Source organism: Shimwellia blattae DSM 4481 = NBRC 105725, assembly GCF_000262305.1.
Classification (GTDB): Bacteria; Pseudomonadota; Gammaproteobacteria; order Enterobacterales; family Enterobacteriaceae; genus Shimwellia; species Shimwellia blattae.
Map to the genome: position 1 here is coordinate 2,482,240 of NC_017910.1, position 11,446 is coordinate 2,493,685.

At 57.0% G+C, this 11,446-nt stretch carries 13 protein-coding genes; 9 read left to right on the top strand and 4 right to left on the bottom strand.

Annotation, left to right across the window (positions count from 1 at the left end; all coding sequences use genetic code 11):
• Window position 1 precedes the first annotated feature (1 nt).
• Both EBL_RS11715 and rimJ read right to left on the bottom strand, forming a co-directional pair.
• A complete protein-coding gene (locus tag EBL_RS11715; RefSeq protein ID WP_002440211.1) occupies window positions 2–652 on the bottom strand; it encodes a YceH family protein in 651 nt (216 codons plus the stop codon).
• A gap of 23 nt (window positions 653–675) precedes the next feature.
• Entirely contained in the window at window positions 676–1,260 is a 585-nt protein-coding gene (gene rimJ, locus EBL_RS11720) for a ribosomal protein S5-alanine N-acetyltransferase (protein ID WP_002440210.1), read from the bottom strand.
• Window positions 1,261–1,512: 252 nt separating this feature from the next.
• On the opposite strand from rimJ, the gene mdtH reads away from it, so the two are divergent.
• From mdtH to solA, 6 genes are all read left to right on the top strand, one after another.
• A complete protein-coding gene (gene mdtH / locus EBL_RS11725) occupies window positions 1,513–2,730 on the top strand; it encodes a multidrug efflux MFS transporter MdtH (RefSeq protein ID WP_002440209.1) in 1,218 nt (405 codons plus the stop codon).
• A gap of 108 nt (window positions 2,731–2,838) precedes the next feature.
• Window positions 2,839–3,399, top strand: coding sequence for a lipoprotein (locus EBL_RS11730; protein WP_002440208.1), 561 nt, complete (start codon window positions 2,839–2,841; stop codon window positions 3,397–3,399).
• A gap of 140 nt (window positions 3,400–3,539) precedes the next feature.
• Window positions 3,540–4,589 (top strand): dihydroorotase, encoded by a 1,050-nt coding sequence (pyrC, locus tag EBL_RS11735; RefSeq protein WP_002440207.1) that lies wholly within the window; start codon window positions 3,540–3,542, stop codon window positions 4,587–4,589.
• A gap of 82 nt (window positions 4,590–4,671) precedes the next feature.
• Window positions 4,672–4,917: a DNA damage-inducible protein I gene (gene dinI / locus EBL_RS11740; protein ID WP_002440205.1), complete on the top strand. Its 246-nt coding sequence runs from the start codon at window positions 4,672–4,674 to the stop codon at window positions 4,915–4,917.
• 393 nt (window positions 4,918–5,310) lie between these two features.
• Window positions 5,311–5,565 (top strand): biofilm formation regulator BssS, encoded by a 255-nt coding sequence (gene bssS / locus EBL_RS11745; RefSeq protein WP_002440204.1) that lies wholly within the window; start codon window positions 5,311–5,313, stop codon window positions 5,563–5,565.
• Between the two features lie 116 nt (window positions 5,566–5,681).
• On the top strand, window positions 5,682–6,812 hold the full coding sequence (gene solA, locus EBL_RS11750; protein WP_002440203.1) for an N-methyl-L-tryptophan oxidase: 1,131 nt from the start codon (window positions 5,682–5,684) through the stop codon (window positions 6,810–6,812).
• Between the two features lie 7 nt (window positions 6,813–6,819).
• On the opposite strand, the gene trhO is transcribed toward solA, so the two are convergent.
• The gene (trhO, locus tag EBL_RS11755; RefSeq protein WP_002440201.1) at window positions 6,820–7,869 is read right to left on the bottom strand and encodes an oxygen-dependent tRNA uridine(34) hydroxylase TrhO; all 1,050 of its coding nucleotides are present in this window, start codon (window positions 7,867–7,869) and stop codon (window positions 6,820–6,822) included.
• Between the two features lie 211 nt (window positions 7,870–8,080).
• Here trhO and EBL_RS11760 point away from each other — a divergent pair, with 211 nt between their 5' ends.
• The 3 genes from EBL_RS11760 (at window position 8,081) to EBL_RS11770 (ending at window position 11,151) form a co-directional block, all read left to right on the top strand.
• Window positions 8,081–9,001, top strand: a complete 921-nt coding sequence (locus tag EBL_RS11760; protein ID WP_002440199.1) for a Kdo(2)-lipid IV(A) acyltransferase — start codon at window positions 8,081–8,083, stop codon at window positions 8,999–9,001.
• A gap of 160 nt (window positions 9,002–9,161) precedes the next feature.
• Entirely contained in the window at window positions 9,162–10,361 is a 1,200-nt protein-coding gene (gene mdtG / locus EBL_RS11765) for a multidrug efflux MFS transporter MdtG (protein WP_002440196.1), read from the top strand.
• Window positions 10,362–10,761: 400 nt separating this feature from the next.
• Window positions 10,762–11,151: a MysB family protein gene (locus EBL_RS11770; RefSeq protein WP_002440195.1), complete on the top strand. Its 390-nt coding sequence runs from the start codon at window positions 10,762–10,764 to the stop codon at window positions 11,149–11,151.
• Between the two features lie 3 nt (window positions 11,152–11,154).
• Here the strand turns inward: EBL_RS11770 and EBL_RS11775 are convergent, their stop codons facing one another.
• The gene (locus tag EBL_RS11775; RefSeq protein WP_002440193.1) at window positions 11,155–11,382 is read right to left on the bottom strand and encodes a YceK/YidQ family lipoprotein; all 228 of its coding nucleotides are present in this window, start codon (window positions 11,380–11,382) and stop codon (window positions 11,155–11,157) included.
• Window positions 11,383–11,446 lie beyond the last annotated feature (64 nt).

An 11,446-nucleotide genomic window follows, 5' to 3' on the forward strand; every position in this document is an offset into this window, starting at 1 on the left:
CTTACGCCTCGCTCTGCGCCAGCAGTTGTGCCAGCTGCTGGCGCAGGGTGGCAACCTCCTCTTCAAGCTGTGTGACCCGCGCGGCAAGATCATCCCCCTGCGCGGCGGGTGCCGGTTGCGCACTCAGCCGGGCAGGATCCACCTCCCCACAGAACAGGTGCATATAGCGGCTTTCCCGTTTCCCGGCTTCGCGCGCCAGGCGCACCACATAGGGGCCATCTTCACGGTTCGCCAGCCCTTCCAGGGTCGACTCTACCTGGGCCATATCGCAAAATTCACACATCCGGGCGGCCCGGGTGCGCAGCTCCCCTGGCGTTTGCGGGCCACGCAGCAGCAGCGTGGTGACAATCGCCACTTCAGCTTCAGATAATTTCAGATCGCCAAATTCGGAATTACAAAACCGCTGTTCGTACTTGGTTACCCGGTTACCAAAGCCGCTCACCGTGCGCAGATAGTGGCGTTTTACCAGCTCATCCAGCACTGACTGCACCTGTGATTCAGAGAGGTTCATCACCGGCTCGCGGTTGGTTTTCTGGTTAGAGGCGCTCACTACCGCATTGAGGGATAACGGGTACTGATCCGGGGTGGTCACCTGTTTTTCCATCACGCAGCCGATAACACGTGCTTCAACATCACTTAGCTGGTACTTCATTAACTTTCGCTCTCCTTATGCGTTTAACGGCCCGCGACCCAGTCGGGGGTGGTTAACGCGGTCAGTACGTGATCCCGCCAGACCCCGTTTATCAGCAAATAATCCCGGGCATAGCCCTCTTTTTCAAATCCCAGCCGGGCCAGTAAATCACCGCTACGTTTATTGTGCGGCATATAGTTGGCCATGATCCGGTGGATATGCTGGGTGCGCTGCATATAGCGAATGGCGGCCTGGAGCGCTTCAAACATCAGCCCCTGCCCCTGGCTTTTTTCACTCAGCGAATAGCCCAGATAACAGGCGTGGAACGAGCCCCGCACCACGTTGGAGAAATTCGCCACCCCGAGGATGGTTTTCTCTTCCGGATCCAGCAGCGCGAAGTAAAACGCGCTGCCCTGCTTATGCAGCTCATTAATTAATGACAGCCGCGCCTGCCAGCCGGAGGGGTAGCAGTGGCTTTCATCGCGCACCGGCTCCCAGGGCTTCAGAAACTGGCGGTTCTCACTGTAATAATCGGCCAGGCGCCATGCGTCCCTGTCGTGGATCAGCCGCACCACTAACCGGTCCGTGACCAGACGAACTTTTGGTACGTTACTACGATAGCCGAACATCTCTATGCTGCTCCTTATGGGCTGTCCCCGTGACAGGCCCGCACTGCGGATTGATATACCCGTCAATATACCAGGCACAATAGCTTTCAGGGAGACATCCTGGCAGTAATTATTAGCAGATCACCCTTTTCGATTAAACCGGCAAATCAACCTGCCGTTTCGATAAAAAAATCTTGTCATTTAGCCTACAGGAAAATATCGCCTGTCAGGGTAATATAGGTGATTCCCTCCTTTTTATATTCAGGTATCAGCATGGCCCCCGTATCGCAGGCGAGAAGTCTGGGTAAATATTTTTTGTTGCTTGACAATATGCTTGTGGTGCTCGGTTTTTTTGTGGTGTTTCCTCTGATTTCCATCCGCTTTGTTGACCAGATGGGCTGGGCCGCCCTGATGGTGGGGATCGCCCTCGGCCTGCGCCAGCTGGTGCAGCAGGGGCTTGGGATCTTTGGCGGCGCGATTGCGGACCGCTTCGGCGCACGTCCGATGATTGTCACCGGCATGCTGCTGCGCGCCGCCGGGTTTGCCACCATGGCTATCGCCCATGAACCCTGGCTGCTGTGGGTCTCCTGTGTGCTTTCCGGGCTGGGCGGAACGCTGTTTGATCCCCCCCGCTCGGCCCTGGTGGTGAAGCTGATTCGCCCCCGGGATCGCGGGCGTTTCTTCTCGCTCCTGATGATGCAGGACAGCGCCGGGGCGGTTATCGGCGCCCTGCTGGGAAGCTGGCTGCTCAATTACGATTTCCGCCTGGTGTGCGGTGCCGGTGCCCTGATGTTTGTCGCCTGTGCGGGCGTTAACGCCTGGCTGCTGCCAGCCTATAAGCTGTCGACCATCCGCACCCCGCTGCGTGAAGGCATGGGCCGGGTACTGCGCGACCGGCGCTTTGTAACCTATGTGCTGACCCTTGCGGGGTACTATATGCTGGCGGTACAGGTGATGCTGATGCTGCCGATTATGGTTAACGAAATCGCCGGCTCCCCGGCGATGGTCAAATGGATGTACGCCATTGAGGCGGCCCTCTCCCTGACCCTGCTCTACCCGGTAGCCCGCTGGAGCGAGAAGCACTTCCGCCTTGAACAGCGCCTGATGGCCGGGTTACTGGTCATGTCCCTGAGCATGCTGCCCATCGGCATGACCAGCAATATTCAGCAGCTGTTCTCCCTGATTTGCCTGTTTTACATCGGCTCCATTATTGCCGAACCGGCCCGGGAAACGCTGGGGGCCTCCCTGGCTGATGCCCGGGCCCGGGGCAGTTATATGGGGTTCAGCCGCCTGGGGCTGGCCATTGGCGGCGCGCTCGGTTACGCGGGCGGCGGCTGGCTGTATGACACCGGTAAACAGCTCCGGCAGCCGGAGCTGCCCTGGGCGATGCTGGCGGCCATCGGGCTTATCACCTTACTGGCGCTGTGGTGGCAGTTCTCCGCCCGCCACCAGCCCTCCCAAATGCCGGAAGCCGGGAACTCCGGGAATTAATGTTTTTTTTTATTGTCTGATAGCGGCAGGGGATCGCCTGTACTGTATGTTTTGCACCCGTAACGTCAGCGCACGTTACCAGAATAAACGGATGCCCGGAGTAGAAACATGACGCGTTTTTTTATCGCCGCAGTAGTGCTCATCAGTGGACTGGTGGTGGGATGTAACCAGCTAACCCAATACACCGTCAGCGAGCAGGAGATAAACCAGGCCCTGGCGAAGCAGAATAACTTCTCCCGGGATATCGGGGTTCCGGGCCTTGCCAACGCCCACATTACGCTGCGTAATCTGGCCAGCCAGATTGGCCGCAGTGAGCCGGATAAAGTCATGCTCACCGGGGATGCGGATCTGGATATGACCTCACTGTTCGGTAACCAGAAGGCGCAAATCAGCCTCACCCTGCGCGCCCACCCGGTATTTAACCAGGAGCAGGGGGCGGTCTATCTGCAGGAGATGGAAGTGACCAGCGCCGATGTAAAACCGGAAAAGATGCAGGCGGTGCTCCAGACCATCACCCCGTATCTTAACCAGGCGCTGCGCAACTATTTTAACCAGCAACCGGCCTATGTACTCAGCGCCGATCGCAGCAAAGGGGAAGCACTGGCGAAGAAATATGCCAAAGGGCTGGAGGTGAAACCCGGCGCTATTGTTATCCCGTTTGTGAAGTGATCCCTGTCGCGGGGGGCTCCCCCCGCCTCTGTTTGCCGGTTTTGTTAACGGAAAAACGTGCAAACGAAAACGTTTCCGCTTATCCTTAGTGCCCGGCAAAAAACAGCCATAACTGTCCCTCTTACGCCGGAGCTCACCCGATGACCGTTTTCAACCAGGTTCTTAAAATTCGCCGCCCAGATGACTGGCATATCCACCTGCGGGATGGGGAAATGCTGAAAGCCGTGGTGCCCTGGACCAGTGCCCATTACGGCCGCGCTATCGTTATGCCGAACCTGGTGCCGCCAGTTACCAGCGTTGAGGCCGCAATAGCCTACCGCCAGCGTATTCTGGACGCGGTGCCCGCCGGGCAGCAATTTGAACCGCTGATGACCTGCTACCTTACCGATACGCTCGATCCGGCAGAGCTGGAGCGCGGAGCACGGGAGGGGGTCTTTACCGCCGCAAAACTCTACCCGGCCAACGCCACCACCAACTCCAGCCACGGGGTGACCAGTATTGACGCCATTATGCCGGTGCTGGAGCGGATGGAAAAAATCGGCATGCCGCTGCTGATCCACGGTGAAGTGACCCATGCGGATGTGGATATTTTTGATCGTGAAGCGCGGTTTATTGACAGCGTGATGGAGCCGCTGCGCCAGCGCCTGCCGGGCCTGAAGGTGGTATTCGAGCATATCACCACCCGGGAAGCGGCCCACTATGTGCGCGACGGTAACGCCCTGCTGGGGGCCACAATCACCCCTCAGCATCTGATGTTTAACCGTAACCATATGCTGGCCGGTGGGATCCGCCCGCACCTCTACTGCCTGCCCATCCTCAAGCGTAACGTTCACCAGCAGGCACTGCGTGAGCTGGTTGCCAGCGGCTGTGAGCGGGTCTTCCTCGGCACCGACTCAGCCCCCCACGGGCGGCTGCGCAAAGAGGCCAGCTGCGGCTGCGCCGGGTGCTTTAACGCCCCTTCGGCGCTGGGTGCCTATGCCACGGTATTTGAAGAGATGGGGGCGCTCCAGCACCTGGAAGCCTTCACCTCACTGAACGGCCCGCGCTTCTATGGCTTACCCCTTAATGAGGGCGTCATTGAGCTGCGCCGCGTGGCCACAACTGTACCGGCAGAGATCCCCGCCGGTGATGATGTGGTCATTCCCTTCCTGGCGGGCGAAAGTGTGGCCTGGTCAGTGGCCGACGCCTGATTTCACCGCCCATCATTGACTGCTTGCCAATCTCTCAGGATAACTGTATAAATATACAGTTATCTTTTTTGGGAGAATCAGTATGCGTGTAGAGGTCACTATTGCCAGAACGACGGTGCTCCCCCCGGGCGCCGTTGATGCGCTCAGCCTGGAGCTGGCCGCGCGTATCAACCATCACTACGCTGACAGCGAAAACCATGTGCAGGTGCGTTACGCCAGCGGTAACAACCTGTCGGTTATCGGTGCCGCTAAAGAAGACAAAGACCGCATCAGCGAGATCCTCCAGGAAACCTGGGAAAGCGCCGATGACTGGTTCAGCCCGGCATAACCGGGTCCGTTTCCTGAACGAACGCGGCGTTGCGCCATATGATGACCCGCTGTCGCTCTGAAATGACGTTCGTTCTTTTTTGCCGGGCACGCCGCCCGGCCTTTTTGATGATGAATCATTATTTTTATCATTCCGCGCTTTTTCAGATTTCTTTTTTTCTCAATCCTGCTCTGACACGCTGAAAAAATAATCAGATACGCATTTTATGCACCGGAATAGCCCCTCCTTGCGGCAAATTGTTCATTTGTCAATCGGAATGGAAATTAATTCACCACCCGCGGCTGTAGTATTTATTTACCGCATCTGACCAATCTCTGATATAATTACGTTGCTTCTGAAGAAAATGCATTAACCTCGCTGTCGTTGTCATTAACACGTATTAAGGGGGTTATGATGGAAAAAAATAACGAAGTCATCCACACACATCCCCTCGTCGGATGGGATATCAGCACAGTAGACAGCTATGATGCGCTGATGCTACGCCTGCACTACCTGACACTGAACAAGCCAGACACGAAAGAAACCGAGGTTGGCCAGACATTGTGGCTTACCACAGACGTCGCCAGACAGTTTATTTCTATTCTTGAAGCTGGTATTGCAAAAATAGAGTCCAGCGACTACCAGGAAAATGACTACCGAAAGCATTAGACCGGTGGCATTTTTACAGGCACCCCGTGGGGTGCCTTTTTTATTATTGTCTCTTGCCTGTTAACCTGCGGTTAATTACCCTGCTGACTACATCACCAAATAATGGGCCTGACACAATGGAATATGATTTTATCGTTGTCGGCAGCGGATCTGTTGGTGCTGCTGCCGGGTATTATGCTACCCGCGCCGGGTTACGGGTGCTGATGATCGATGCCGCACACCCGCCACATAAGCAAGGCAGCCACCACGGAACAACGCGCCTGATGCGCCACGCCTATGGCGAGGGTGAATACTATGTACCGCTGGTACTGCGCGCCCAACAACTATGGCGCGAACTCCAGGCCCACTGTAGCGAACCGGTGTTTGACAAAACCGGCGTGTTAAACCTCGGCCCGGCGGATTCCTCCTTCCTGGCAACCGTTGCCCACAGCGCCAGCCGCTGGTCACTGCCCCTTGAACGGCTGGATGCCGCCCAGCTGCGCCAGCGCTGGGGGCAAATCAGCGTGCCGGACAACTATATCGGCCTGTACGAGCCGGACGCGGGCGTCCTGTACAGCGAGAAAGCCGTCGAAACCTGGATCCGGCTGGCCCGGGAGGCAGGCTGCGCCCAGCTCTTTAACTGCCCGGTCAGCGCAATTAACACCGGTGACGGTGGCGTGGCGGTCACCACGCCGGAAGGCGAATACCGCGCCCGGAAATTATTGCTCAGTGCCGGGACATGGGTAAAAACGCTGTACCCCCGGTTGCCCGTAACCCCGGTTCGCAAGGTGTTCGCCTGGTACCAGGGCGATGGCCGCTTCGCCACCACCAACCACTTCCCGGCCTTTACCGCCGAACTGCCGGACGGCAGCCAGTTCTACGGTTTCCCGGCAGAGAATGACGCCCTGAAAACAGGCAAACATAATGGCGGCCAGGTGATCAGCCGCCCGGAGCAGCGGGTGCCCTTTGGTCAGCATCCCGGCGACGGCGCAGAAGCCTTTCCGCTCCTGCGCCAGATCCTGCCCGGGATCGGCGGCTGCCTGTTCGGGGAGGCCTGCACCTACGACAACACCCCGGACGGGAACTTTATTGTCGATACCCTCCCCGGGATCCCGGAGGCGATGGTGATAACCGGGCTCAGCGGCCACGGCTTTAAGTTTGCCAGCGTGCTGGGAGAGATAGCCTGCCAGTTTGCCTGCGGGCAGCCTTCCGGCTTTGATCTGGCGCCGTTCCGGCTGGATCGCCCGGCGCTCCGCGCCGCCTGCTGATCTCAGGCTAACGCCGCCGGGGTGCCACGCCCCCGCGCAGGGTATCGAGCGCGCCACGGGATTTATTAAAAATCCGCTCCCCGGTATCGTGACCGGCCCGGTGGCGCGCCTCCTGCGGTAATGCCAGCGCATCCCGGCAGCGTTCGCTACAGCACCCCTGGTACTTCGCCGCGCAGGCCGGGCACTGGATAAACAGCAGGTGGCAGCCGGTATTCGCGCAGTTGGTGTGCGTATCGCACCGGGCGCCACACTGGTGACAGTGGGCGATAATCTCGTCGGAGATGCGCTCCCCCATCCGCTGGTCAAAGACAAAGTTTTTACCAGTGAACCGCACCGGCAGCCCCTGCTCCCGGGCTTTGCGGGCATACTCAATGATCCCGCCTTCAATGTGGTACACCTTATTAAAGCCGTTATGGCGCATCCAGGCGCTGGCCTTCTCACAGCGGATACCGCCAGTACAGTACATCACGATATTTTTATCCCGGTGCGGTGCCAGCATTTCCACGGCTTTCGGTAGCTGCTCACGGAAGGTATCCGCCGGGACTTCCAGCGCATTCTCAAAGTGGCCCACTTCATATTCATAGTGGTTGCGCATATCCACAAACAGGGTATCCGGATCCTCTGCCAGCGCGTTGACCGCGGCCGCGTCCAGGTACTCCCCCACGGCGCTGGCGTCAAAGGTCGGATCATCAATGCCGTCGGCCACAATCCGCTCGCGAACTTTCATGCGCAGCACCCAGAACGATTTACCGTCGTCATCCAGCGCAATATTCAGCCGCAGCCCGTCGAGGTGCGGGTCAAACTGATAAATGGTCGCGCGCAGGGCCTCCAGATTAGCGGTGGGCACGCTGATCTGGGCGTTAATGCCCTCCCGGGCCAGATAAATGCGCCCCAGCACCCCCAGGGCGGTAAACGCGCTGTAGAGCGTATCCCGGGCCTGTTGCGGGTCGTTTAAGGTGAAGTATTTATAAAAAGAGACGGTGGTACGGGCAATATTGTCCGCCTGCACCTGGGCGCGCAGGGCATTATTGTTAATTCGGTTGTGTAACACTGGCATGGTGTACGCTCCTGGGAAAAACGGTCGCGGCATCTTATAGCAGCAGGATGTATTTTACATCCACTTAATTTGCGCTACATTTTCAGCAATTCACCAAATATTTATCAACCTCTGTTGAGAAAGCAATCAGTTACTTTCGGGATATTTTGGCGCGCCACAAAAAAATGTCACAATAGCCGGTAAGAAATTTATCCCGCACTACAGGATAGTCATGACCCATTTGCCGCGTTTTACCCGCTCACTTTTACACCCCCGCTACTGGCTGACCTGGTTTGGCATCGCTGCGCTCTACCTGGTCGTGTTGCTGCCCTACCCGGTTATTTACCGCATTGGCTGCGGGCTTGGCTTTCTGGCAAAACGAATACTTAAACGGCGGGTAAAAATTGCCCACCGGAATCTGGAGCTGTGCTTCCCGGAGATGAGCGAAGCAGAGCGCCAGCGCCATGTTGACGGCAACTTCCGCTCAGTAGGGATGGGGGTGATGGAAACCGGCATGGCCTGGTTCTGGCCCGACTGGCGGATGAAGCGCTGGTGCGATGTCAGCGGTGTTAATGAGATCCGCGCCCTGCAGGCGGAAAAGCGCGGCATTTTGCTGATCGGTCTGCATTTTCTGACCCTGGAGCTGGGGGCGCGTATTTTCGGTATTCATACGCCCGGTATCGGGGTCTACCGCCCTAACGACAACCCGGTCATTGACTGGTTGCAGACCTGGGGCAGAACCCGCTCGAACAAAAGCATGCTCGACCGAAAAGATCTGAAAGGCATGATCCGCGCACTGAAAAATGGCGAAATCATCTGGTACGCCCCGGATCACGACTACGGCCCGCGTAATAGTGTCTTTGCGCCGTTATTTGCCGTCGAACAGGCCGCCACCACGCCCGGCACCTGGATGCTGGCAAAAACCACGAAGGCCAGTATTGTGCCCTTCGTGCCGCGCCGTAAACCGGACGGTAAAGGCTACGAGCTGATCATCCTGCCGCCGGAAAACAACCCGCCCCTCGGCTCCCCGGAAGAGACCGCCGCCTGGATGAACAAAATTGTGGAGAAGTGCATCATGATGGCCCCGGAGCAGTATATGTGGCTGCACCGTCGCTTTAAGACCCGCCCGGAGGGCGCCCCTTCACTCTATTAATCCGAAAAGCCGCATCATGCGGCTTTTTTTACACTTTCCGGTGGTCAGCCGCTCAGGTTTTATACCCGTATAATTTGCGTGCCATCAGGAAGAAGGCGCATACTTAGTTATCTAATTATCCACTTAGCCCACTGTCAGCATTGCTGATTAACTGAGTCCTATGCCTGAAACAACCCCGCCGCTGAACTGGAAACGTAACCTGGCCATTACCTGGTGTGGCTGCTTCCTGACCGGGGCCGCATTCAGTCTGGTTATGCCTTTTTTACCGCTGTATGTGGAAGTGCTCGGGATCCATAACCACGAGTCGTTAAATATCTGGTCCGGCGTGGTTTTCAGTATCACTTTTTTGTTTTCGGCTATCGCCTCCCCGTTCTGGGGCAGCCTGGCGGACCGCAAAGGCCGCAAGCTGATGCTGCTGCGCTCTGCCCTGGGTATGGCCATTGTGATGCTGCTGATGGGGCTTGCACAAAATATCTGGCAATTTCTGGTATTACGCGCCCTGCTGGGGTTGCTGGGCGGGTATATTCCCAATGCCAACGCGCTGATAGCCACCCAGGTGCCGCGCCAGAAAAGCGGCTGGGCGCTGGGCACCCTCTCCACCGGCGGGGTTGCCGGGGCGCTGCTTGGCCCGCTGGCCGGTGGTCTGCTGGCCGATACCTGGGGCCTGCGACCGGTCTTTTTTATTACCGCCAGCGTGCTGTTCTGCTGTTTTCTGCTCACCCTGTTTTTTATTAATGAGCGTTTCGAGCCGGTATCCCGTAAAGCGATGCTCAGCGCCCGCCAGGTGCTGGGCTCCCTGAAGCATCCGCGCCTGGTGCTGAGCCTGTTTATCACTACGATGATTATTCAGGTTGCCACCGGCTCCATCGCCCCGATTCTGACGCTCTACGTGCGCGAGCTGGCGGGTAATGTGGCGAATCTGGCGTTTATCAGCGGGATGATTGCCTCAGTTCCCGGTGTGGCGGCGCTGCTCAGCGCACCGCGCCTGGGTAAGCTCGGCGACAGGATCGGGCCGGAGAAGATCCTGATTGTCGCGCTGGTAGTGTCCGTGCTGCTGTTGCTGCCCATGGCCTGGGTACAGACACCGCTACAGCTGGGGATCCTGCGTTTCCTGCTCGGTGCGGCAGACGGGGCGCTACTTCCGGCCGTTCAGACCCTGCTGGTGTACAACTCCACCAACCAGATCTCCGGGCGCATTTTCAGCTATAACCAGTCATTTCGCGATATCGGTAACGTAAGCGGGCCGCTGATTGGCTCGGCGGTTGCGGCCAGTTATGGCTTTCGCACCGTGTTCTGCGTGACGGCGGCGGTGGTGTTGTTTAACGCTTTTTACTCCTGGATAAGCCTGCGCAGGAAATAGCCCCTCAGTGGCCGATAAGTATGATTTAACTGGCATTATCCGGTGAATTATTCTGATGAAGATGTGAAATTCATTTTAGGCAGGTTATTGATTAACAAGAATTAAGAAAATATTTCCTGTGATTATTGTTAATACTCAAGAAACATCACGTTTAATGTCACATAATGAGAATATGAATATTCTCATTTTTTCCAGTTAATGCGAGTATTACCGCACGAACTCATTATCTTTATCCTTTTATCATCCTTCGCATCTATGCTCCCTGCCCGCCCCGGCAGGGATTTTTTTTGCCCTTTTTCGTCCTGATATCAATCCCGCTGCCGTCGCATATTGACGCTCTGGTGGTGTCCGTCTATAGATTGAATCATATCTATTGCTAACCCAGTCAGGAGGGTCGCTTATGTCCGACCAGAATGAAGAATTCTGCTTTACGCTTGAGGAAGCCATTGATGCCGCCCGGGAGGCATTCCTTGACAGCCACGCGCAGGGGTCGTCTGACACCAGTGTGGAGCAGTTGTCGGTTCAGAAATACATTATGCAAAACGGCGATGAGATGTGGCGGGCGCTCTTTCTGAGCGACGATGACGACGATCCGGGTGATGCCATCCCGATGCTCTCCGGCGTGGCGGCCCAGAGCGTATTCGACGGGGACTATGAAATCGGTGAGCTGCTTCAGGAGTGGCAGGAAGAAAATACCCTGCATGAGTGGGATGACGGCGAATTTCAGACCGAGCCGCCACTGGATACCGAAGAAGGCCAGACCGCAGCCGACGAATGGGACGAGCGGTAAAACTCACTCATACGGGCCGTGGCTGGCATCGATGGGCAGCAGCAGCGTATCAAAGATCAGGGAGAACGGCAGATCAATCACCGTCACATAGCGCCAGGGCGAATCGCGCAGATCCCACTGCACGCCGGGGTAATACTGATTACCGTGTCCCTGCCCCGGCACTGTACGGCTGATGATACTGCCACACCCGGAGAGGGCCAGACTGAACAGCACAACAATAATTGCTTTCACTGAAACCTCCGGCGGTATCGTTTCCCCGCTTGCGCTACTTAACCAAAAAACCGAAAAAAAATGC

What these genes read in the sequence shown, in the direction of transcription:
- EBL_RS11715 (WP_002440211.1), bottom strand. Translation starts at nt 652, where the DNA reads ATGAAGTACCAGCTAAGTGATGTTGAAGCACGTGTTATCGGCTGCGTG.
- rimJ (WP_002440210.1), bottom strand. Translation starts at nt 1,260, where the DNA reads ATGTTCGGCTATCGTAGTAACGTACCAAAAGTTCGTCTGGTCACGGAC.
- mdtH (WP_002440209.1), top strand. Translation starts at nt 1,513, where the DNA reads ATGGCCCCCGTATCGCAGGCGAGAAGTCTGGGTAAATATTTTTTGTTG.
- EBL_RS11730 (WP_002440208.1), top strand. Translation starts at nt 2,839, where the DNA reads ATGACGCGTTTTTTTATCGCCGCAGTAGTGCTCATCAGTGGACTGGTG.
- pyrC (WP_002440207.1), top strand. Translation starts at nt 3,540, where the DNA reads ATGACCGTTTTCAACCAGGTTCTTAAAATTCGCCGCCCAGATGACTGG.
- dinI (WP_002440205.1), top strand. Translation starts at nt 4,672, where the DNA reads ATGCGTGTAGAGGTCACTATTGCCAGAACGACGGTGCTCCCCCCGGGC.
- bssS (WP_002440204.1), top strand. Translation starts at nt 5,311, where the DNA reads ATGGAAAAAAATAACGAAGTCATCCACACACATCCCCTCGTCGGATGG.
- solA (WP_002440203.1), top strand. Translation starts at nt 5,682, where the DNA reads ATGGAATATGATTTTATCGTTGTCGGCAGCGGATCTGTTGGTGCTGCT.
- trhO (WP_002440201.1), bottom strand. Translation starts at nt 7,869, where the DNA reads ATGCCAGTGTTACACAACCGAATTAACAATAATGCCCTGCGCGCCCAG.
- EBL_RS11760 (WP_002440199.1), top strand. Translation starts at nt 8,081, where the DNA reads ATGACCCATTTGCCGCGTTTTACCCGCTCACTTTTACACCCCCGCTAC.
- mdtG (WP_002440196.1), top strand. Translation starts at nt 9,162, where the DNA reads ATGCCTGAAACAACCCCGCCGCTGAACTGGAAACGTAACCTGGCCATT.
- EBL_RS11770 (WP_002440195.1), top strand. Translation starts at nt 10,762, where the DNA reads ATGTCCGACCAGAATGAAGAATTCTGCTTTACGCTTGAGGAAGCCATT.